The sequence below is a fragment of the Novipirellula caenicola genome, from assembly GCF_039545035.1.
Taxonomy (GTDB): Bacteria; Planctomycetota; Planctomycetia; order Pirellulales; family Pirellulaceae; genus Novipirellula; species Novipirellula caenicola.
Genome location: NZ_BAABRO010000004.1, coordinates 393,764 through 416,916, shown reverse-complemented (window position 1 = coordinate 416,916; position 23,153 = coordinate 393,764). Strand labels below are relative to the sequence as shown.

Here is a 23,153-nt window from a genome sequence, read left to right as displayed (position 1 = left end):
TGATAACGTTTTTTGGACTTTCGTGGTGCTGTCCCCTTTTTTTGTCGTAAATTGCGATTTTTTGTCGCCGGCGTGGTTGGACCATGCGAGGCCACCAAACCTTGTCCTTAATGCCCTTGTTCGCAAAACGCCGTACGTGACACCCGCGGCGTTGGAATTGAAGTAAAATAAAGCCATGTCGTCTCACTGATCACTTCGCCGGGGGGATCGAGATGGATCATGCAAAACTTATCGCCTTCGCTCTCCGAACGATGTCCTGGCGCGGCGAGAGTGTGATCCTTTTCCGTGATGTGATTCGCAACTGGCTCCGACATTTTTGAACCGAATGGTTAAGTGCAAATGACGATTCCGACCCCTCCAAGCAATTCGCAAAATGGTCCTGTTGCGACCGAAGGCTTGCAGAGCAATCTCGAAGCGGTCGATGCTTGGGACGAAGAAGAACTCGAAGAAGAGTCGTTCTTTGCGGCGAGCGAGACCACTGCGTTTGCTGGCAGCATGTTGGTGCATTTGATCATCATCTTGTCCTTGGCGCTGGTTCCCTTAGTCATGCCGGTGGACGAAGAAGCCGTGGTGTTAGTGTCGCCACCGGCCGAAGAAGAAATCGAAAAAGTCGAGATGATCGACGATGTGACCTACAGTGACCTGCCGCAAACCGAAGTCGGCGCGAACAGCACCGCCGATGCGGCGATGGCGGAAGCTTCGGCCGAGATGTTTGCCGAGATCTCTGAGATTCCCAACCCGGTCGATCTCGAACCGACCGATTTGGGGCAGATCATGGTCAACAAAATGTTCACCCAAGCGGTCGCGCCGCTGGATCGATTGAAGAACCAGAAAGGGCAAGTTGGCCAGAGCACCCAAGGTGCCGCCGGCGCGGTGGACCGAATCACGTTCGAGATTCTGCAGTCACTCGAAGAACGTCCGACGTTGGTCGTGTGGTTGTTTGATCAAAGCGGATCGCTTCATCGTCAACGCCAAGAGATCCGAGACCGCTTCCATCGAATCTATAGCGAGCTGGGGATTGCCAAAGAGAGCAACGCGGCTGGGTTCCGCCGTGACACCCACGACAGCCCACTGCTGAGTTCGGTCATTGGCTTTGGCAAAACCGTCACCCTGTTTACCGAAGAACCGATTGAAGATCTCGAAGAGATGCAATCGATTGTGCAAAACATTCCCGTCGATGCCTCCGGTGAAGAACGGGTCTTTTCCGCCATTTCATCTGCTGCCGATCAATACAAATCGCTGCGTCGCAGCCGTGGCGGCAACGGCCCTCAACGAAACGTATTGTTTGTGGTCGTGACGGACGAACGAGGCGATGATGCCCACATGCTCGAGCAATCGATCGAGGCATGTCGCAAATGGGCGATTCCCGTTTACGTGATCGGGGTTCCCGCGCCGTTTGGTCGCGAACATACGTTGGTCAAGTACGTCGACCCTGACCCTAAATACGATCAATCGCCTCAATGGGCTCAGGTCGATCAAGGTCCAGAGACCTTTTACCCAGAACAAGTTCAGGTCGGTTTCACCGCGGACTTTAAAAAGGAGCCGGTGATCGATAGTGGATTCGGACCTTATGCGTTGACGCGTTTGTGTTACGAAACGGGAGGAATCTATTTCACGGTCCATCCCAATCGCAATGTTTCGCGACGCGTTCGGTCGTCCGAGATCGACGCTTATGCTTCGGACATCGAATACTTTTTTGATCCAGGTGCGATGGCCAGATATCGCCCGGACTACCTGGCACCTCAAGATTACGTGACCAAGGTAAAAGCCAGCCCGCTGCGACAAGCCCTTGTGCAAGCGGCTCAGATGCGACCCGCGCAGGGACTGTCACGTCCGCAGACCCGCTTTGTCAAACGCAGCGAAGCCCAGTTGGTCGGCGATTTGACCAAGGCACAACAGGACGCAGCCAAGTTGGAACCCACGTTGATCCAAATGGCCACCATCCTTGAACCCGGCATGAAGGCGCGCGACAGCGAAGAAAGTCTTCGCTGGAAAGCGGGATACGACTTGGCGATGGGACGCGTGCTGGCTCAGAAGGTCCGTACCGAAACCTACAACGCGATGCTGGCCAAAGGCAAACGCGGGATGCCCTTCGAAGATGCAAAGAACAACACTTGGATCTTAGAACCGAGCGAAGAGATTTCCGTGGGCAGCAAATGGGAACGCGAAGCCGCGCTGGCCAAGGAGCTGCTCGAAGGCGTCACACGCGATCACAAAGGTACGCCTTGGGCACTGCTTGCCGAGCAAGAGCTTGCGGTACCGATTGGATGGAAATGGAAAGAGACCTTCACCGATTTGACGCCTCGTAAACCTGGTCGTGGTGGTGGCGGCAATAACAACAATCCACCGCGAGACGATCAGAAACGAATGCTCAATAAGGCACCTTCACGTCCGATTCCTAAGCTGTAAGCAGCTAGGCAGAAGTCTTTCAATCGATCGGCCGTTTTGCCCAACGATGTGAAGCATTTGCGTTCCGTAGCTACGCTCGCCAGAGCGTGGATGATTGCCAGAGCGTGGATGATTGCCAGAGCGTGGATGATTGCCAGAGCGTGGATGATTGCCGGCCAATACAAATCACCACCTTCTGGCGAAGGTAGGTACGAGAAAAAGCTTCACAGCGTTGCGTTTTTCCGCTAGCCATGGTTCCAGCGCGGAACCGGGGCCAGCGCACAAACAGCTAACGGGGTTTCACCCAATGATTCCTGCCTACATGTTCAGTGGGATTGGAAGTCGACGGTTCCCTCTGCAAATTCGTCGGCTGGCAAAATTGGCGAACACTCCAGCCGACTACTCGGCGTTTGCCGAGTCCGTGGTGTCGGTCGATTCTGTTGCGTCGGTCGATTCTGTTGCGTCGGTCGATTTCGTCTTGTCAGTTTGTCGCTGCTCGGCCTTTTGATAGAGCTGGGCCAGTGGCAACATCAGTGATTCAAGTTGCTTGTAGTACGCCGTCTCGTCCATGGTCGCCTTCTGCGACTTGAGCGTTTCAATTTCGCCTTCGATCTTGTCTCGGTTTTGTATCTCTTCGGGCAACAGCGGGGCTTGATCGGCTGCGGCAAATAACGTCATCTTCGCCGCGTGTTCACCGTCGAGTTGCTGATCGGTTTTGGCAGCGGCCGCCGGAAGCTTTCCGCGAAATGCCTTAAATGGTGTCCCCAGCCCATCGCCGTTGTCGTCGATCAATGCATGTTCGCTGCTGATCCTGGATTCGGATTCATAAAACGATTGCACCGCCGCGTTGGCTTTTAGAAACGCTTCCTGCACCGAAACCTCTTGATCGTGATCCAGATCCGCATCGAGCGATCCGATGGCGTTGGCAAAATAGTGACCGAATCTGGCATAGTTGTGTTCGCTGCCGCTTTGGGTTGCGGTGACAATCACACGCCCCGGCGCCGACAACGCATTGATAAACGGACCACTCGCTGAAGCACCGTTGACAATGACCAATGGACGATCCAGTGGTTTGATCCACTCGGCCAACTCGGTGGCTGAAACATCGGGCCCTCGCAAATTAAACTTGGCCACGTTTTGTGCGTACGTGCCGTGACCGATCAAGACAATCCACAGCGGAGCCGAGGTGGGGCTGGTCGCTTTGCCGATCCAGGATTTCAGCAAGTCGCGATCCGATGTCTTTGCGGAGGCTGCTTCGCCATTGCCGATTTGGTGAAGTTGGACCGAACTCGATTGGACATGCTGTTTCCACTGTTCTGCGGTCTCGGCAAATGCTGCTGCATATTCGTCCGTGCCGCCTGCGCCGACGACCAATACCAATTCGGCGGTCGTCAGATCGTCGATCGGCCCCTGTTCTGCAGAAACGCAACGCGTGCCCCCGTTTGATGCGATCAACGTGAATGCTAATGCGACGGTAAACCTTCGTTTCATGATAAACCTTTCCATCGTCGTAGTCCCCATTCACCGCACAAGCACATGATCGCGGCGACCAAGACCCAAACGTTGTGCCACAGCGGGTAGACCCACGTTTCGGTCACAGGGACCTTTAAATTTGGCAATTCGGCGGCAAAGGCATCTAGGGCATGAGAGTCAACCACTTTGCCGCCACTTTGTTTTGCGATGGTTTCCAGCAAGGGGCGGTTCAATTCGAGTTGGCGAAACTCTGCCGCATCGGGTTGGGCGACCCAACCGGTTTCTGCTTCGCCAACAACATGACCGTCTGCCGACTTTGCCGACACATGAACTCGGAAGCCATTGGTTTCGTTGGTCCAAAACGCGGCTCGGTACACACCCGGAGCAGCGTCGTCCGGTGTGGCTTGGATTTGAATCACTTCGTCTGGATCCCCATCGCCGGTTTCGTTTTCGATCCGGGTAATGTCGAGATCGATGGTGGCATTGTCGATCGGCAAGTAAGCTTCGTCGCGTACGTGCACCACAATGTTCGCTGGTTCGTTGGGATCGACGTTCGGTTCGACTCGGGCTTCGACTTGACGCGGTACGTCGCCGACAAGCCAATGTGCCATTTGTCGCCACGCCTGGGCCGCATCGTCGGCATCACCGCGTTTCGAATCCGGATCGCGATGCATCGACCATCGCCATAGATCACCAATGGGGATCGCCGCGGTACGTCCTTTGCCGAATCGCTGTGCGATGATCGCGGGCAGTGGATCACCCGTGGGATCTTGGGCGGTGGCAAGTGTCAGTGCACCAGGCTTGATGTCGCCGACCGCGTTTACCGAGGTGAACGGTGGCATTTGAGCGAAGCGATCCGATTCCGCCGCTTCGTTTTCTCGCAGCCGCGCCCACGGTTCGAGCATGCCCTCGCGAGTTAGTTTCATTCGGTACGCTCCCGCCACATTGACGTCGCCTGATCGCGGTGCATAGACCGGTGCTAGTTCGCTAAGTGGGCTGTCGGCGAATGCTTTCCCTGCAAACGATTCTTGGCCGCCCAGCATCAACATGCCGCCGCCTCGGCTGCTGACAAATTGCCGCATCAGCAACAGTTGGTCCTGCGTAAAATATTCGCTTTCGATGTCATCCAGAATGATCGCATGGTAGGCGAACAGCTCTTCGCGTGTTTGAGGAAATCCGTCGCTCAATTCTTCGGATTCTTTGACTCCCAATCGAATCATCACAGGTTCATCGTATTGTTGGACCAATTCGTCTTCGGCACTGTCGACCCCATCGAACAGACGGTTAGTGCTATTGGAATTGGATCCGCGGACTCCCTGATCACGGAAACTAAACTTGGGTTCTTTGTTTGCAATCCGCAATAAACCGACCAATTGGATCTCGGCATCGGTCGCGAGTGACCGACGCAAAAATTTGAACTCCCAATTCGGACGCCCGGCAACATACAAGATGCGATAAGGCCCCGATTTGCGATCGATCGCGATCATGCGTTGATTGTTAACCAGCGTGGCTTCGGCGGTTCGGATTGCGGCTGTCGCTTTCGAATCGTCCGCTACATCAAACGCTTGGCGATCTTGCTCTGCAAACACACAGGTGCGGTAGAACCCCAAGCCCGGTTCATCCGGTCGAAAGCGAAACGTGACTTCGTTGTCCGTTTGGGATGTCGATGTGGTGAGCGTTTGTTCTTGGACCAGTTTTCCGTGGTCGAGATCTCGCAGTTGGATGACGAGTTTCTGTTTCGCAGGATTGGCATCGACTTTGACGCGGATCGTGACAGGTGCCGATTCAAAATCGGTTTGGCTGACGCTGACATCCGAGATCCGGACGTCGGTGATCGCTTCATCCGTGGACGACAAGACGGGGTAGACGGGAAATCCCAATGTCGACCAATCAAAATTGGCATCCGGTGGATCGGTCAAATTGCCGTCGCTAAACAGCATCACGCCTGCGACAGGACGAGCCGAGAAGCGTTCACTGAGCGACTGCAAACTGGTCGACAACGAGGACACCGTACCGTCGTTTTCCAGTGCCGGGTCTGACAACTCGAGTGCCGTGATCCGAGAATCAAACGAATAGCCTCGTACATCAAAATCTTGTTCCAATCGGCTACGCCAAGCATTTTGCGATGCGATTTGCTTGGCAACGACGCTGGCCCGCGTTTCGTTGGCCCCCTTGGGTTTCACCTGCATGCTTTTGCTGTTGTCGACCAGAATCGGCAACACATTGGCTTTGGGCCGTGGTCGCGTGCCGCTTCGCATCGGTTGCAGTAAACAAACTGCGATCAAGGCGATTGCGGCAATTTTTAATGCCGCCGCCAACCACCGGAACGTTCCCATCTTTTGCTGCGATGCATAGTTCCAGACCGTCAGCGCGGTCAAAATCGCCGCAGCGATTAATACGGGAACCACCCAATCAGGCGCACCCCAAATTAAATTTTCGAACATTGGAAATGCTGCGTCGGCGGTGAACATCGAGAACATCATTGGCCACGCCCGCTTCCGAGGTTCTCGTAATATTGACGCACCGCGTCGCTGAACTGGTTCGGAACCGGATCACGATCGATCGGGACTTGTGCATTTTTCTCAGCAGATCGTCGCATGTATTCCTCCTGAACGTCTCGATGCAATTCGCGTAACGGGTCGGCGATCAGGTCTTGGATCAAATCCCATTGCGGTGTCTTGGAATGACGTAGCAGATCGGTGCGGACTTGGCGTGCACGATCACGGATTTGCGAGGCGCGTGAACGCAATTCGGGGTCTTCGACCATTTCTTCGACGTCACGTAGTTGATCAGACCATTCGCGAAATCCATCCCCGGCGATTGGGGATCCACTGGGGCTCTGGGCCGCCGCACGACTTTGGCTTGCGCGGCCTCCTCGAAGTCCCGTTTGCCCTTCCGGTTGAGCACCAGCAGGACGTTCGCTCTGATTCTCACCTGCATTCTGGCCCGGACGCATTGACTCTCCTGACGGTTGCCCTGGCTGTCCCGCAGATTGCCCCTCGCCTTCACTTTGTCCTTGCCCATTGTTCTGCCCGTTGTTCTGCTCGCTACGGGATTCGCCGCTTGACTCGCCACGTCCCTCCGCCGCTTGCTGCCCCGCTTCCTCCGATTGTCTCGTCTCTCCCTGCTGCCCGTCCGCCCCCGGTTGCCCGCCTCGGCGCTGCCCCGCTTCTCCGCTCTCCTCTTCTCCCAACTCCCCCTCTCCCCCTCTACCTTCCCCTCTTTCTTCATCAATTTCTTGCTCTAGATCACGAGCCAGTTGTTCCAGCGTGTTGGCGGCGCGTTTCAGTCCTTCGGTTTCATCGCCAAGAATGGAACTGGCGGCTTGTTCGAGTTCTTCTCGCAATGCTTTGACGCCTTCGGCTGCCTCTGTCTCGGATTGACGAGCCTGTTCTTTGAAGCCTGCTTTGACCAACTCCGCCGTTTCTTCTAGCCGACGATCGACCTCGCGTTGCTGCAAATTGCGAAACGAGTCGTACAATTCCTTTGCCAGTAGCGGTTCGACGGTTTCGGCTTGCTCGACCGTCTCTTGCATTCGATTTTCCAACTGCGATAGATCGCGTCGTTGCTCTTCGAGTTGCTTCTCGAGCTGCTGTTGTTGCTCGTTTCGGCGTAGCCCAGGCGATGGATTCTCTGCCTCGTCTCGCAATGCTTCGGAGAGTCGTTGTTGCTTTTCGTCAAGTGTTTGCGCGTCGGCTCGCATTTCCCGCATGGTGTCACTGAATTGGCCTGAGGTGCGTTGTCGAAATTCCTGCTGCAATTCTTCGAGGTCACGCTCGGCGCGTTTTCCAGCGGCCAACGCCGACGAAGCATCCTCTTGTTGCAGGGCTTCGCTGGCTCGACGTTGATTCTCGCGAGTCTCTTCGAGCTGCTCGCGTTGCTGCTGCATCGATTCTTGGTTCTCGGGACTCTGCATTCGCTCGGCCAATTCGTCGGTCTCGCGTAACAAATTCTGCTGCTGTTCGCGTAGCCGTTTGATTTGGCGACGGATCTCGTCTTTTTCTTTCTCTGCCTCGGCCAATTCGAGTGCGGATTGCAATTGAGCCAGTTGTTTGTTGATGTCTTGTTGCCGTTGAGCCAGCTCGCGAAGCCGGCTCAGCACTTGTCGTTCTTCGCGTTGCTGCGCGTCGTCGGGTGAATTGGCTTCCGCTTGCTGCTCGGTTTCATAACGGTTTTCGTCCTGATCCAGCTCGAGTTCGTTTAATTGCTTTTGACGCTGTGACGATGAGCTGCTCGAACTGCTTTGACTTCGTTGCTGAGCCCGAGTGACTTGAAATTCCCGCGCTCGCAATTTTAACAGTCCCGCATAGCTGGCTTGTTCCGAGGCCAATGCATCGCCGAGCGTCGCCGCGGTATTGGATTCATGCGATTTTTCGAGTTCCGCTGCGGCGGATTGCATGTTCGCGCGAACCTCTTCGACGATCGCCTTCGATTGAGCATCGTTCAACTTTGCCGCGAGTTCGTCGAGCATCTCGAGGGCGTTTTGTTGGCCGGTTAGGATCTCATTGACGTTCGCTGTGAATTCCGCGGATACCTCAGCACGGGTTTCGTCCCGAATGACTCGCCAAGTCGCATTGATGATTTGCTTCTGCAATTCCGCGAGCTCTTCGGCAGCTTGTTCGTTTTGGCTTTGCGGAGCCTGGCCACTCGGAGGCGGCTCTCCTTCGCGGTAGATTTCTTCGAACGGACGCACTTCAGCAAAATACATGTCGCTTTGCGTTCGCCGGACGACTCCGCCGGGGCCAATGTCTTCGGCCCAGAAGTAATAGGCAAACAATTGATCAGGTTTCGCATCAAGCGTTTCAAACTCAACCAGATGCGAGAATCCCTGTTTTCGTTTTGCCATGTCCGTGTTTTCAAAGACGACTTCCGTTGCCTGGCCGTCAAAATTGTACGAAATCCCTGCTCGATTCAGCCCAAAGTCGTCCGCGATCTCTGCAGCGAGTGACAACTCCTCGAGTGGCGAAACGCTGACATCGCCCCCTTGAACCATTTTGATGCTTGCCGCTTGATTCGGCAGCACTTTTGCCACCAATTCGGCCGGATACTTATTTTTGCGTCCTTCGTGATCCACTAGCTCCAACGCGTAACGTCTGGTTGTGTCCATCGGTAACTGAACCATCATCGCATCGCCTGTCACGCGGTCCATTGGTTCTAGCGAAGTTCGGGTTCCATCCTTTTCCACCAGAGTTGCTGATGCGACCGGTTTGTTCAGATGGCAGACCCAAGTGAGCATTGTCCCCTCGACCGCCGTGACGCGAACGGTATCGTCGATCCGCTTGTCGTCCATGCCGGTGTACTCGGGAAAGTCCAACAGGGCATCGCTTCGCACCAGCTTGGGAAACTCAAACACGCGGATCGAATAGGTGGGGCTCGACCAATCTCGCGTCAAAATCTGGTACTCGAAGTCATCGTCGACCGAGGACAAGAACGCCGCCACGACCGGGTCCTGCAAGTTTTGCTTCATCGTCACTCGCTGTTCGCTTCCATCACGAGCGATCACTCGCAATTCCGCTTCGCTTGGTGCGACGGATTCAAAGCGAGCTGTGACCACCAAACTGGTGCCTCGTTCGATCTCTGCGTTACCGGGATCGACAATGGCATTGCTTTGGTTTTTTCGCGTGACGCTCGCTCCGACTTGCGATGGATCCGCGGACGTTGCAAACAACATGCCCAGCATCAGCGCCATCACCAATGTCGCACTGAATCCCGACATGCGGCTGATCCACAATTGGCTTTGTGGCACCGTTTCGATCCAGCGGTGACATTGCGAATGATCGCACGCTTCACGAATAACACGTTGCTGCAAATAACTCGATGATTTTTCTTGACGCGTGGTGAGTGAAACCGCCGTTAGCAGCCGTTGTTGCAGGCTCGGGAATTTCGATTCGATCTTACTAGCGATCGAGCGAGGATCGGAGAAGCTTCGCCGCGTCACCAACCAAGCGATTAGCATCGACAACGACGCGACGCCGAGCAGCACGACGGCGGTTTGCGAGCCCATGATTTGACCCGCACGCGCGGCCGGCAACAAACTCCACGCCAATCCCGCAAAGACGATTGCAATTAGCGCTAGCAGCCAACCCAAGCGTCGTTCCTGAAATCGAGACGCCACTTGATGCAGTCGTTTTCGTAGTGTTGTTTCCATCATCGTGAACCCCTGTTATTGTCGGATTCGAACCAGCAGCGTTTCGGTGACCAGTAACCCCATCGCAGCCGCCATTAACCACTGCCACAGTTTTTGGTTACTTTCGAGTTCGATGTCTTTGGATTGTCGCTCGGACGATTTACGTGCTTCGTTGGACTCGGTCTTTCCCAACCGAACGCCAAATTTTTCCAGTGACGCCGCGTCCATCGGCTCGACACGACTCTCTGCATCCGCCAAGTTGACTGCGATCGTTTGCGTGTGCCCGTCTTGCCCGATCCGATACACGCCCGGCTGATTCAAACAAAGGTCGAAATCCAGCGATGTCGATCCAGACGCCGCATCCTCAGACGCCGTTATCAGCGTTGGATTTGCCGTCGCTTCGTCCAAACGATCCCCCACGCGGTAGCGATTGCCGTCGGTCGTTTCGCGTCGGCCTCGATCAAAAATGCTAAACATCAATGGGATGAATTTGGTCGACAGCGACAATTGGCTGGCTTCGGGATGCCATCCTGCCGCCAACACAATCAGATGCCCCTCTCCCACCGCGTGTTCAAACACAGCGGGATCTCCGTCGTCAAACCTTGCTAAGACTTTGGTTTCTTCGGGCAACCCTCGAATTTGGCGATGCGACCAGAACCGAACTTTGGTGAAGTCATTGAACTGCGGATCGGCCATTGGCATGAATACGGGATGTTCGAAATCGATGTGAGCAAGCATCGCATAGTCATCCTGGGATGCTTCGCTGACCTCGATTGCTGGTGTTTCACCATCACGTTCTTCATACATGGCGTTCAGCGTCGAAGCCCAGTTTTCACTGGGCTCTGCAAGCACCAGAAGCACCGTTCCTCCCGCACTCGCATAATGCTGGATCCGTTGTGCCATCGCTTCGTCGACGCTCTGCGTTACGACAACCAATGGTGTGGCAATGACGTCGATGTCCCGATCCGTGACGCCGGGTAACGAATTCGTATCGGTGGTGATGGTTACGGTTCGCTGTGGTGTATCAAAGGGAACCTGTTCCAAGTAATACCGCAAACGGTCGCGTGGGGCTTTGTCGTGTTCCGTCGGTCCGGCAAAGACGATGTTGGCGGTGACAGGTTGAGGAAGAACCAGATAGGTGGCATTGTCATACGGTTCTTGATCACCGCTGAGTACCAGTGCGGTGACGTCGGCGTCAGGCAGCGGAACCGAGATGGTTCGTGATTCGCCAGGCGGGACGTGGACTGGCATTGCGTCGATGGTTTTGTTTCCAGTGGTCTTCCACGCTAAACGAAAGTCGCTTGCGTTTGTTCCTATCGAATTGGTTACACGGATCCGGCGATTGGCCGTTCGCGAATCGATACGTTGGGATGGCCCGTTGTTCGGATCGCTCTGAATATCGGCTTCGTCGCCGGACGAACGCAGGATCTGGGCCCAGGCGTTGCCATCGTTTCGCCCACGAACCGTGCGTACATCAAGCTTGACGTTCTCGGGCCAACTGAAACGCTGCAGACTTTCAATCTTGCTTCCCGATTGCATGTCACTGATTAGGATCAATGCAGCATCGCGTGGGTCGTCTTCGTGATCCGCTTCGCTGGCTGCGGCGATGTCCGCCGCATAAACAAGGGCTCGGCCCAAATCAGAATCCTGCCATGATGGAGACAAATTCTGAAGCGATAATCGAGCCGCCGAAAAACGCTGGTCGGCGGCCAATTCGTAGGACTGTTCCAGCGAAAACAGTGTCCGCGGCTGATTATCAAAGGCGACAACCGCAAGATGGTCATTGGAACCAAGTTCGCCGATCACCCGGTCGACTTGTTCGATCGCTTGCTCCCAAACGCCAACCCGTTTCATGCTGGCACTGGTATCAAGCAACATCACCATTCGTTGGCCGGTCGCTTCGGAATCGGTCAGCGATTGCGTTCGGAAAAAGGGGCGTGCGAACGCTGCGGCAAGTAACAAAATTGCCAACGCTCGAATCAGCAGTAGTAACCAATTGTCCAATCGGCTGCGCCGCGTCAATCGCGGCGGTGTGGGTCTCAAGAACATCAGCGAGCTAAATGCGATGTTCCCTTTGGGTTGCCTGCGAATCAAATGAAACAGGATCGGAAGCCCGATCGCCAATGCTCCGGCGAAATACAAGGGGGCCAACAGACTCATGTTGTCCCTCCGCTACATGCAGATCGAGTCAGCATCCCGGCACGTGCGGTACCACGCGGTCGCTGCTGTTGTGAATTGAGCAAATGGAACAAGGATTCATGCAGCGGTTGGTTGGTCACGAGTTCATGCAAACTAACGCCTAACGAACTGCACACCGTTTGTAGTTGTTTTTTGTGTTCGGCAAATTGCTGCTGATACTGCGCCGCAGCGGCCTCGGGATCCAGATAGATTTCGCGTCCTGTTTCCATGTCCAAAACCATGCTAGGCGATTCGAGCTTGAAGTCGATTTCCGCCGGGTCCAAGGTCCGCAGAATGACAACTTCGTGTCCTCGTGATCGTAGGTAGGCAAGATTGGTTCGAAGCGATTCGGTGGCGGTCAATAAATCCGAAATCAAAATGACCAAACCGCGTCGTCCAACGAGATTGGCAATCTGTTTCAGCGGCGAATCAATGTCGGTTCCTTTGCCGCTGATTGGGCGAGAAAGCGCCACCAACATTTGGTGCAAGTGGCCGACACGACGTCGGGCCGGAATGAATTCGCCAATCGTCTCGTCAAACGTCAGCACCCCGACGCAATCTCGCTGCAACGATAAAAAATAAGCGAACGTTGCCGCCATGGTTCGCGCGTATTCGATTTTGTTGTAATCGATCGATCCGTAGCCCATCGAACGGCTTTGATCGACCAATAGATAACAATTACGATTGGTTTCGTCTTCGAACTTTTTGATATACAGCCGATCGCTGCGGGCAAATCGTTTCCAATCCAAACCACGCAGATCATCCCCGATGGTGTAAGGCCGATATTCACTGAATTCCACGGATGATCCGTGCATGGGGCTACGATGCAGCCCATCAAAAAAGCCTTCCACGACGGTCTTGGCTCGCAACTGCAAATTTTTGATTCGCATCACCGCGGATGGATCAATCGAGGCGATGTCACTTCGCGAAGGATGGACCATCACGGCATCTCCGTGGGTACGGTTTGCAACAGTTGATCGATCACATTTTCGATCGTGACGCCTTCGGCTTCGGCTTTGTAGCTGAGTAAGACGCGATGTCGCAGCGTGGGGTGCGCGAGCGCTCGGATGTCCTCCATTCGCACGTGGGCATTTCCCGACAGCAATGCTCGCGCCTTGGCACCGAGCACCAACGTTTGCGCGGCACGCAGTCCCGCGCCCCAGCTGACCCATTGGTTAATGAAATCAGGAGTACCGTCGCGATCGGGCCGAGTCGATGCGGCCAATCGAACGGCATAGGCTCCGACTTCCTCGGCGATCGGCACGCGGCGAACGGTGTGATGAAACCGCAAGATGTCATCGCCGCTAAACAGCGGTTCGATGGGTTCAGCTCGCTGTGACGTGGTTTGCATCACCACCGCCAATTCATCTTTGGGCGGCAAATAGTCAATCAGGACGTTGAACATGAAACGGTCCAATTGAGCTTCCGGCAACGGATACGTCCCTTCCATTTCGATCGGATTTTGCGTCGCTAGCACAAAAAAGGGTTCCTCCAGCGGATAGCGTCGCCCGGCCGCGGTGACTTGGTGTTCCTGCATCGCTTCGAGCAGTGCGGCTTGGGTCTTTGGCGGAGTCCGGTTGATTTCGTCCGCCAACACGACGTTGGCAAAGATCGGGCCTCTGACAAACGTCATCTTGCGATGCCCATCTCCGGAGTCTTCCAAAATTTCGGTCCCAGTGATGTCCGCCGGCATCAAGTCGGGGGTGAACTGGATCCGTTGGAATTTCAAATGAAAGATCTGCGCGACACTGCGTACCAGCAGCGTTTTGGCTAACCCCGGCGCCCCGGTGATCAAACAGTGTCCGCCTGCGAACAGACTGATCAGCAGCTGCTCGATCACCTCGTGTTGACCGATGATGGTTTTGGAAAGCTCTGCATAAATTCGCTCGCGACCTTCGCGAATTTGTTCGACCGTGCGTGCTTCGTCTTCTACGGACAATGCTTCAGTGCTCATGCTGCGTTCCTGAGGGTGATACGGATCTTTGCGATTTTTGCCGAACGGGGTGTTAGTGAGTCATCGCGTAGGTGACGATGTTGATTCCCATGGGGTAGGCTTTCTTGACGGAAAACTCTTCGAAATACCATTGGTTTTCACCTTCGCGTTCCCAACCGTCACCGAGATCGGTATTGTGGCAAATGAAGACCATGATCCGCCCTTCGTCGTCGTGGATGGCGCGGTAGTGAGGCGTACGAGTATCGCTGCCGTCGGAAGCCCACTCGTACGATCCGGCGTCGCCCCCCATGGCACGCCGCGCCGCGTTGATTGAGGGGACTTGAGGCTTCTCTTTCAAATCGTAGACGTTGTGAAAGATTTCGTGCGACAGCGGCACTTCGACCGGATCACGATCGGGAAAGACTCGTTTCAGCTCGCGCCGCATATTCTCGTATTGGGAATCGCCCCAAAAATCGTCGACCATCAAAAAACCGCCGTTCAAACAGTAGCGGCGGAGTGCTGCGACTTCGGCTTGGCTGAACACCAAACTGCCTGGTTCGATGATATAGATGAATGGATAGTCAAAGAGTTGATCATCGGTTAATTCCAGCACGATCGGTTCAGGATTGACCTTGAGCGAGGTCAATTGTTGCAAACGCAATGAGAAATTCAGATCGCTGTCGCGGTAATCGGTGGCCCAACCTCCGCCCCCGCCACGTCCACCATAGGAATCGTATTTGATCCGCACAAAGGTAAACAAATCACCTGGGAAATTGGGGTTCACTTCCCAATCAGGCACTCCGTTGCGTTCGGTATGAGGGGCCGACATTCGCCATCGATATCCGCGTTGAGCCAGCGCTGCTCCGGCAATGAAAACAAAACACATGCCGATCAATAGGGAACGTCGCGTGATCATTTTTTCTCTCCGCTGTCTCTCACTCTCGGATTCGATACCGCCCGTCCCAGGGCGGATGACGTTCGCCGTTTACCGCTCACTTTCGACGATTTCCAGCAGCAAGCGATGGGCATCGCGGTAGCGTGGCGCGTCCTCTAACGCCGCCAATACATGCCGCTTGGCCAATGCCGTATCGCCGGTTTCGAATCCGGCACGTGCTAATCGAAAATTCAGTGCGGCAGGGTCGATTGGATCCATCTGCAAAAGCGTTTTTAACGGCCGGACTTCTTTCTCAGGCCTCTTCAACTGTTCTGCCGCTGTGGCCATGTGCTGATATCCAAACGGTTGCAGTGGCTGAATCGCCAACATCTGTTCGCTATACTCCAACACCTGTTGCCATTCATTTTGTTCCGTTGCAATTTCGATTAAACGCCGGTACGAGGGCAAAGCATCGCTAGAAATTGCTAAAACTTGCTCGCGAATTTCGCGTTCGCGTTTTGCCCGCCCCAATCGCTGATAAACGTCGGCTAATAATTCGAGAGGACCGTCCCGCTCGGGCGTCACGGCACCGAGTTCGACGATTTTCTCGAGTAATGGCAATGCCTTTTCGTCTTGCTTCTCCGTAATCCAAGCTTCAGCGAGGCTCCGCAGCCCCCAATAATTTTCGGGGTGTTCGTCTACCCATTTGGCTAGTTCCGTCGTCGTTGTCTCGGTTGGCAATTCTTCCCGCGACCAATCGGCGTCCGGGGCAAATGCCTCTGCTTTTTCGCGTGCGTACGTTGCAAATTCGACGTCAAGCCGATCAAGCGATCCGACCGACCGCGTCAACGCATCGTCGATCGATAACCCATCACCCAGCGACACGAGTGCCATTTTGAGTGACTCAATCCCGTGCTTTTCAATCAGAAACTCAATTACAAGCGAGGACTCGTAATAGGCAAATTGCAGGTGTAACGCGGACGGAGGGCTCAAAAAGGCCGAACTCAACTTGCTGACCGGTGTTAGCGATTCGTTCAGAATCATTTCGCGATATTGAGGCGTCATTGACTCGCCCCACGTCGGGTTTCGCATCCGTTCTTCGTACACCGAGATGCCTTCGCTGAGCCACCGAGGCATACGGTTTTTGGTCTTCTCGAGTGTCACGACATGACAAAATTCGTGCCATAACACGCTCTTCCAATTGTGCGGTCGCTCACCCTGACTCGCCGGACTATTGGCGGTAATCACACGGCCGAAACAAACGCCCAAGTAACCCGCGCCGCCAGGCAATCCAAAGGTGCGAATGGCAAAATCTTTCTGCTCAGGAAAAATCTCGACCATGATCGGCGCATCTGGTTGGACGTCATACTTTTCGCACAGCGTCGCTCGCGCTTCGGTCAGCAATTCGAGCACCGCTTCGCCATACACGTCCGCTTCCTCGGGATCCATGCGAACATGAATATCGCCCGCTTCTAAAATGCTAAAGTCCTTGATTCGGTCATGCAGCGTCAACAAGTTGTGGGCGACGACGTTGTACGGATCGTCCTCAGCGACCGATTTTGCCAACGTCCACCCCTTGTCATCGTTGCCCAAACGAAGCAGGTCTTGCGCGAGTTGAAAATTGGCGGCATGATAATCGGGATCGAATTCCAAGGCGCGGCGTTGGTACGCAGCACCCTCGGCGAACCGGTACTTTTGCGACAATTTGCTGCCGATCAAATAGTCGACTCGCGGATTTTCGTGCCACGTGCTGAGCGCCTTGCGACGCATTTCTTGTTCACGTTTTGGGTCACCCTCGAGATGGGCGATCACGCTTTGTAATGCCCAAGCGTCCGGTTCGGACGGATTGATTTTCAAGACCTGGGCGATCGACGATTTGGCATCGTCGTACAGTTCACGATCCAAGGCCAATTCGGCAAGCATCAACAAGCTCGGAATATGGTTTGGGTTTAATTCGAGTGCTTGTTGTAGTGCCGCGGCGGTGACTTTGGCATCCGATGACTCAAATGCACGCGCTTTCAAATAGCTGGTACGTGGGTCGGTATCGTCGATCCGCTCGGCCTCGGCAAGCGTTTCGGCGGCCACCTTGTAATCGCCTTTTTCTAATGCGAGCTCGGCAGTTGCGATGTAAGCTTCGAGGAAATCGGGATTCGAATCACGCACGCGATCGTAAAACATTTCCAACACTTGACGCGCATCCTCGCCCTCGTCGACGAAATAGCGGCCTGCCGCTATCAGGCTGTCACGGCTGGCAAAGCGAAGCGGCGAACTCTGCAGCAGTTGGAAAAATCGCTTCCGCTCCTCTTCGGATCTTTCGGAGAGATTGTTGAAGCGAATCGCCTCGAGCCCCAACAGCCTAAGTGTCATGCTGGTGGGGTAACGCCGAATAGCGGTGTCATACGTTTGCAATGCCTCGGCGTACTTCCCTTGCTCTAATTGGCATTGGATTAATAGTCGCGGCCAACGTTCGTTCCAGATTCCGCTTTCGACTGCCGCGAAAGCTACCGCCTCTGCAGCCTTGTATTTCCCCGTCCGAAATTGATTTTGAGCCGATTCCAAATCGTTGGCGATCGCGGGCACAGCCCCTAATGCAACGCAAAGTAACATCACGAGCTTGAAACGGTGGGCAGACAACGGCGAGGCTCCTAGGCAGGGGGAATCGAGAAGCTGCCTATGATTCTAGCGTGTTCGCAAGCGTCTGTCTGGTTTTGCAACAGGGCGATTTATTCGCCGGCATGGCAAACTGTATCGACTACGGGGACTTTGTCAGCCGTTTTGAAGCCGTGAAAAGCGGGGCAATCCCCACTGCGGGGATGACGGGGTGGCTTCGGTCCACTCGAATGATTTTTCAGAATGCGTCTCGCAGAGGCGTTGTCCATCGCTTCCACAGTGATGTCCACGGCACGTCAATCTTGGCGTAGCCTGTGGACCGTAACGCCAATATCCGATCGCTCGGATGCAATCGGACTCGCACTTGGTAATTGGCATCGCCTGGACCATTGCCACGGCGGAGGGGCAGCACCATCCGCTTGCTCACCAATTCCTCGGGGACTCCGTCAGTCGCCGACGATGCGACTTCGATGACTTTCCCTCGAATTGCTCCGGCCGAAACGTGGGTGAGCATCAATGACACCGATTGTCCCTCACGCACGTAAGCTAGGTTCTGTTGTCGAACCAAGACAATTGCATCGTACTGTCCAGGCGTCCCCAAGGTGCCCAATTGGGTTCCCGCCTCGATCCAAGCTCCACGATTATGCTTCGTTAGCGGCGTGTGGTCCCACGTCCTGAGCTCACGCGTCGAAACAACCCGCTGCACCCGGTGGGTGGCGGGGAAAAGGACTCCAGATGCGGGGGCTAAGATTTCCAACTGTGACGCTTCTGACGCCAGCAGTCGCAGCTGATGTTCACTTGCATCGATTGACTTGGTCACAACCGCAATACGATCGGAAATTTGTCGAGTCGCGGGGCGGACACTTTGTAGGCTCGTTAACTCGGTTTTTAATGCACTTAGCTTTGTTTGTTCCTGGGCAATCGATAGCATCAGATCGGGGTTCGCCAGCGTGGCGATCCTATCGCCCTGCTTTACGAACGATCCATCGGGAATGCCGTCGACCATCCGGCCTGCCGACGTTGCTACGATTGGCTGCGAATCAGCGAGACGGATTGTCATCGGGGCCTTGATCCGGTGTGGAAACGGAACCCAGACCAGGATTGCAATCACCAATGCCCCAATCGCTCCGATCACCAGCGGACGCCTGAACCGTCCGGATCGATTTCGTCGGCGTGATGGCGGAGGCGTCAGTACCGCTTTTAGCCATGGAGTCACCCCGAATATCAGCGCCGATGACAACAAAATTGCCGCGAGTGGCCCCAACCCCGCCGGATCGGCCTTGTGATACACCCACATTCCTAACGTCGCATAAACCAATCCACGATAGAGCAAACTGGCGATCCAATAGATCCGCAAACGTATCGGCGAGATGCTGCAGCGAAAGCGGTTCGCCGATTCGATCCGTGCCTCCGATACGACGTCATTCCATATCCATTGTCGTACCCACGTTTGCATCGAAACAGAAGCTTGCCGGGCGAGATTGGGAACGCCGACCCAATCCGAAAGGATGTAGTAGCCGTCGTAGCGAAGCAGAGGATTGCCATTGAACACGACCGTGCTGACCGAACCGACCAACATCACCGTGACGCACAGATCGCGAAGTAGCGAATCGGCAAGCAGTAGCCACAGCAGCATTGCCACCGCGGCAATGAACAATTCTGCCATCATGCCGGCGCTGGAAACCATGATCCGTTTCCAACGTTGTTTCAGCAACCAAGCGTCCGACACGTCGCAGTACAGGACCGGCATCCCAAATAACAACATCACTCCGATTTGCCGGCATTCGGCTCCGAACCATTTGCATGTCACTGCATGCGCGATCTCGTGACATACTTTTAGAACCAAGATCACAACGAGGAACAAAATGCCCCAATTCGCCACGGGTTCACGCGTGACGGCGTCGAGATGGATGGCAATTTGATCAAAATACACGACGGCCATCCCCGCCATGATCAATGTAAAGACGACCGCAATCATTCGCACTGCCAAGCTGAGGATCCTTCTCGCAAGCGGCATCATACGCTCGATCTGCCGATCGACCGAGACGCCGGGGATACGGATCGCCAACGGTTGATGCCACCAAGGTCGCGATAAGTTCGGCGACATCGCCGCTTGATCGCCCGCCCCATCGTGTTCAACCAACGCGCTGCATTCGCCAGCATCGCCGGTGGGTGAAGACGTGATCAATAAACCGCTACGAAGGGCTTCTGCGAAAAAATCGACGACCGACTCTGGCGATACATATTCCGGTGCAAACAGGGTTTTGCACGTTTGAGTAATCTCGCTAAGCGAACGTGTGCCGTCGGCCAGCATTAGCAGGCGGCGTTCTTGCGGACGAAGATAGAAGTACTCATTGGCAAACGGATCTCGGACGATCCAAATGTCGTCGGTTCCGGATTCTGTGCGTTGCCACTTCAGATCGGGCCGCACTCGCAAGTGGTTTGCAAACGCGCTCATTCGGTCCTCAGTTGCATCGTCATTCGCATCCCCGGCAGCACCACGTCATCGGGATTTTCGAACTCGATCGTCAATCGGACTTGTTGATTGACGGGATCAATTTCGGGGCTGACAAAAACGATGTCTCCCGTTCGTTGGATCACCTCGCCCGTCGAGTTGTGCAGGATTAGGGTGGGCGAATCAATCGTCAATAATCGTGTTCTCAGCGCGGCGTCGACGTAACCTTCGGCTCGAAGCCGACGCAGTCCCACCAACCGCACCACCGGATCACCGGCGCGGACCCAATCGCCTCGCCGCCGCATCACTTCGACCACGGTAGCGTCAAACGGAGCGACCACGGTGTGTTGATCGAAAACGAGTTTGGCCAGTTCGCTTTGGTGTTGATGCTGTTGTTGTTCGAGTACTTCGATTTCGTGTTGATGCGATGATTGCGACAGTTGAATCTCTGCCTCGTTCACGGCAATCTGTTGCGCGATCTCGGCCTGCTTTTCCGAATCGACATTCAATTGATCAAGTTGCCGTTGAAAACGGGCCTGTTCCTTTTCAAGTCGTGCGCGTTCGTAGGCGAGATTCAATCCGTCGATTTCCGATTGCGATACGCTATCGATATAACGTTTGCGAGCATCGACGGCACGAGCCAATTCGTTTTTCGCAACCGCTTCGGCTTTGGTTGCGGCCAACACACTCAGTTCGTTGCTCGCCTTTTGTTTTGCAATCGTGACATCAACGGTCTGCTGTTTACTGATTTGTTGTTGTCGCCGATACGCCTTTTCTGCCAGCGCGACGATCGATGGATCGTCTGCTTTGGCGGTTGCGATTTCCAGTTGGATTTTTGCGAGCCGCTGCTGCAGTTCGGCTCGTCGACGATCAAGAATGGCAAGAACATCACCACGCTTGACCGTCATCCCCTCGTGAACCGACAAGGTGTCAATCGCTCCGGTTTCCAGTGCCGGTACTTGAACCTCGTCGATCACGACCACGATCAGGTCGCGGATCTGCAGCGGATCGGATTCGGCACGCAACGGAGTGGTGCACATTGCAATCGCCAAGATCGTCAGCGACGCGGCCAATGTGTGAAAACGGTTCATCATCAAAATCCTCTTGCGTCTGCAGCGACGCTACAAAAAATACTTTCTAGATCGCTGTCCGCCACCACTGCAGAAAGCCACGAAACCAAACAAACCCGATCGGCCGCCGCCCCGTCCATATTTCCACTCGTGCCGTCGCTCCCGTTCGCAGCGAATCGATCGAGGTGGGATTGGGGGCTTCGGGGCGAACGATCCCCTTGATCACCCAATCGCCTAGATCACTGAGCTGTGTCACGCGGTCAAGCTGTGTCAGTTCCGCTTCGTAAACGTCCTGCGGATTCGACCGCAGTGAAAATCGGCAACGACGATGGCCGTCGCGATCCAATTGGAATAGATAACCGCTATCCGAATCGCTCACTTCAATCTCGAGTTCCCAGCCTGCGTCAGGTGAATGAACCTCAGCGAGGAATTGCCCACGAGTGATCGGACGTGATGCCAAATTTTCTCGCATGTTCCAATGATCGACCTTGCCGGTGATCGGACTTGGCACGACCAACGCTTGTTGTTGTGCCATCACCAAATCGAGTTGCAGCAGCAGACCTTCGATTTTTGACTTCAGCACCTGTTCCGTTGTTGAACGGGTTTGATCGCGAATATCACTTGCGGATGATCCTCGTCCTGCGACGATCGCTGCCAAACTCGTTTGCAACGCGGCGATTTCGCCTTCGATCTGTTTTTGTTTTGTATCCAAGTCGTGGCTGCGTATCACGACCAACGTCTGTCCCTGTTTCACCGAGGAACCGTTGTCGACCGGCAGTTCGATCACCACGCCATCTGCCGGGGCGTAGACACTTTGGCGTTGCTTGGCAACGACGCGTCCTTGCGCGGGGATCCAAAAATCAACATGAACGAGCGTCATCAACAGGACCGCAGTCGCAACGATGATCGCCGCGACTATCGCTTTTTGGGAGAATGGGATTTGAGGCCACCGATCGATCTGCGAACGCAGACTGGCTGCGTCACGGTGAAGCGATTGCGTCAATGCGGCACTGACGACATCACGCAAATCGGCAAACGTGCCATGTTCGGCGTGCGAAGACAACGTAAACTGCTCACACAGGATCACAGCGGAATCGGCACGGCCGTTTAGCGGAATCGTTTCGATTGCAATCGCACGAGATCCCGATTCGATCAAATAGGCATCAAGCGTTTCACGCAGCGGATCGGGGATGGTGTCGCCACGCCCCACCACGAACTCGATTGGCTTGCCGTAACTCGCGGCCTGTGCGGCAAGGTCTTGCATCCGTCGTGCAAGTCGACTGCGACGATCGACATTCCTGCTGATTGAACACGCAACCAATCGAAAACTCGATGTCGGTTTGCCGGTGCGATTGTGAAGAATGCTGACCCGGTCGGAACCGACATAGCTCGCGATCGCTCTTGCCGCATGGGTAAATGAATCGCGGATTCCGACGCCGCGATTGAGTTGCGAAACAAGCTGGTTCCATCGTTGTCGCCTGTTCCGATGGATCTGTAGCGTGTCGGCTTGGTGACGCAAAAAAACGAGCATCGCCGATTCGAGCACCGCTTTGCACATCTCCGAAAGAGGTTGCTGGGTTGTGACGTCCACTGCGTCGGACCATCGGATCTCGATCCCAATCACGATGTCGTTTGTCACCCGCGCCACAGTGATGCATGTTTGCGCATCGTCAAACCAATGCGACGTGGCGGTGAAGTCGGCTCGATCGACTGCGTCCCCTTCATCCGATGACGTGTCATGATGAACGTCGATTCCGGATCGCGCCAAGATATGGCGTTCGCCGTTTTGAAGCGTCCAAACGATCACGCTGCGGGATTTTGCGGTTTGCTGAGTCGTGTCGACAAGGTGCTCGAAGAACTTGTCTGCGGGCATCACCACGTGAGCAAATTGATCGACTTGGCGTACCAGCGATTCCGCATCTTTCCACGTTTGCTCGGTTTGACGCAGGGGGTCGGACATGACGAAATGGGATCGATCGCGTTGGGCAAGCGACGTTAAAGGTCGGGACGTTGAAGACGGACGCAGCGTGTTCATTTTAACCACG

At 54.9% G+C, this 23,153-nt stretch carries 12 protein-coding genes; 1 reads left to right on the top strand and 11 read right to left on the bottom strand.

What is annotated here, in order from left to right; translation table 11 throughout:
- Window positions 1-339 precede the first annotated feature (339 nt).
- Window positions 340-2,409 (top strand): vWA domain-containing protein, encoded by a 2,070-nt coding sequence (locus tag ABEA92_RS11145; protein WP_345683900.1) that lies wholly within the window; start codon window positions 340-342, stop codon window positions 2,407-2,409.
- A gap of 378 nt (window positions 2,410-2,787) precedes the next feature.
- Here ABEA92_RS11145 and ABEA92_RS11140 read toward each other — a convergent pair whose 3' ends face one another.
- The 11 genes from ABEA92_RS11140 to ABEA92_RS11090 all read right to left on the bottom strand — a co-directional run bounded on the left by ABEA92_RS11140 (window position 2,788) and on the right by ABEA92_RS11090 (window position 23,068).
- Window positions 2,788-3,879: a hypothetical protein gene (locus ABEA92_RS11140; RefSeq protein WP_345683899.1), complete on the bottom strand. Its 1,092-nt coding sequence runs from the start codon at window positions 3,877-3,879 to the stop codon at window positions 2,788-2,790.
- Entirely contained in the window at window positions 3,876-6,305 is a 2,430-nt protein-coding gene (locus tag ABEA92_RS11135; RefSeq protein WP_345683898.1) for a glutamine amidotransferase, read from the bottom strand. Before ABEA92_RS11135 ends, ABEA92_RS11140 begins: the two co-directional genes overlap by 4 nt.
- Before the next feature lie 35 nt (window positions 6,306-6,340).
- Window positions 6,341-10,012, bottom strand: coding sequence for a coiled-coil domain-containing protein (locus tag ABEA92_RS11130; protein ID WP_345683897.1), 3,672 nt, complete (start codon window positions 10,010-10,012; stop codon window positions 6,341-6,343).
- Between the two features lie 12 nt (window positions 10,013-10,024).
- Window positions 10,025-12,148 carry a BatA domain-containing protein gene (locus ABEA92_RS11125; protein WP_345683896.1) on the bottom strand — a complete coding sequence of 708 codons (2,124 nt, stop codon included), beginning with the start codon at window positions 12,146-12,148 and terminating at the stop codon, window positions 10,025-10,027.
- Window positions 12,145-13,107, bottom strand: a complete 963-nt coding sequence (locus tag ABEA92_RS11120) for a DUF58 domain-containing protein (RefSeq protein ID WP_345683895.1) — start codon at window positions 13,105-13,107, stop codon at window positions 12,145-12,147. The genes ABEA92_RS11125 and ABEA92_RS11120 overlap by 4 nt, the downstream gene beginning before the upstream one ends.
- Window positions 13,107-14,120, bottom strand: a complete 1,014-nt coding sequence (locus ABEA92_RS11115; protein ID WP_345683894.1) for an AAA family ATPase — start codon at window positions 14,118-14,120, stop codon at window positions 13,107-13,109. The genes ABEA92_RS11120 and ABEA92_RS11115 overlap by 1 nt, the downstream gene beginning before the upstream one ends.
- 52 nt (window positions 14,121-14,172) lie before the next feature.
- On the bottom strand, window positions 14,173-15,015 hold the full coding sequence (locus ABEA92_RS11110) for a DUF4159 domain-containing protein (protein WP_345683893.1): 843 nt from the start codon (window positions 15,013-15,015) through the stop codon (window positions 14,173-14,175).
- Window positions 15,016-15,084: 69 nt separating this feature from the next.
- Window positions 15,085-17,580: a tetratricopeptide repeat protein gene (locus ABEA92_RS11105; RefSeq protein WP_345683892.1), complete on the bottom strand. Its 2,496-nt coding sequence runs from the start codon at window positions 17,578-17,580 to the stop codon at window positions 15,085-15,087.
- Window positions 17,581-17,821: 241 nt separating this feature from the next.
- Window positions 17,822-20,041 (bottom strand): site-2 protease family protein, encoded by a 2,220-nt coding sequence (locus ABEA92_RS11100; RefSeq protein WP_345683891.1) that lies wholly within the window; start codon window positions 20,039-20,041, stop codon window positions 17,822-17,824.
- Window positions 20,038-21,132 carry an HlyD family secretion protein gene (locus ABEA92_RS11095; protein ID WP_345683890.1) on the bottom strand — a complete coding sequence of 365 codons (1,095 nt, stop codon included), beginning with the start codon at window positions 21,130-21,132 and terminating at the stop codon, window positions 20,038-20,040. The genes ABEA92_RS11100 and ABEA92_RS11095 overlap by 4 nt, the downstream gene beginning before the upstream one ends.
- A gap of 43 nt (window positions 21,133-21,175) precedes the next feature.
- On the bottom strand, window positions 21,176-23,068 hold the full coding sequence (locus ABEA92_RS11090) for an efflux RND transporter periplasmic adaptor subunit (RefSeq protein WP_345683889.1): 1,893 nt from the start codon (window positions 23,066-23,068) through the stop codon (window positions 21,176-21,178).
- Window positions 23,069-23,153: the final 85 nt, after the last annotated feature.

Excerpts from the sequence above, each read along its gene's own strand:
- ABEA92_RS11115 (WP_345683894.1), bottom strand. The coding sequence starts at position 14,120 with ATGAGCACTGAAGCATTGTCCGTAGAAGACGAAGCACGCACGGTCGAA.
- ABEA92_RS11095 (WP_345683890.1), bottom strand. The coding sequence starts at position 21,132 with ATGATGAACCGTTTTCACACATTGGCCGCGTCGCTGACGATCTTGGCG.
- ABEA92_RS11105 (WP_345683892.1), bottom strand. The coding sequence starts at position 17,580 with ATGTTACTTTGCGTTGCATTAGGGGCTGTGCCCGCGATCGCCAACGAT.
- ABEA92_RS11125 (WP_345683896.1), bottom strand. The coding sequence starts at position 12,148 with ATGAGTCTGTTGGCCCCCTTGTATTTCGCCGGAGCATTGGCGATCGGG.
- ABEA92_RS11140 (WP_345683899.1), bottom strand. The coding sequence starts at position 3,879 with ATGAAACGAAGGTTTACCGTCGCATTAGCATTCACGTTGATCGCATCA.
- ABEA92_RS11120 (WP_345683895.1), bottom strand. The coding sequence starts at position 13,107 with ATGGTCCATCCTTCGCGAAGTGACATCGCCTCGATTGATCCATCCGCG.
- ABEA92_RS11110 (WP_345683893.1), bottom strand. The coding sequence starts at position 15,015 with ATGATCACGCGACGTTCCCTATTGATCGGCATGTGTTTTGTTTTCATT.
- ABEA92_RS11145 (WP_345683900.1), top strand. The coding sequence starts at position 340 with ATGACGATTCCGACCCCTCCAAGCAATTCGCAAAATGGTCCTGTTGCG.
- ABEA92_RS11100 (WP_345683891.1), bottom strand. The coding sequence starts at position 20,041 with ATGAGCGCGTTTGCAAACCACTTGCGAGTGCGGCCCGATCTGAAGTGG.
- ABEA92_RS11135 (WP_345683898.1), bottom strand. The coding sequence starts at position 6,305 with ATGTTCGAAAATTTAATTTGGGGTGCGCCTGATTGGGTGGTTCCCGTA.
- ABEA92_RS11130 (WP_345683897.1), bottom strand. The coding sequence starts at position 10,012 with ATGATGGAAACAACACTACGAAAACGACTGCATCAAGTGGCGTCTCGA.
- ABEA92_RS11090 (WP_345683889.1), bottom strand. The coding sequence starts at position 23,068 with ATGTCCGACCCCCTGCGTCAAACCGAGCAAACGTGGAAAGATGCGGAA.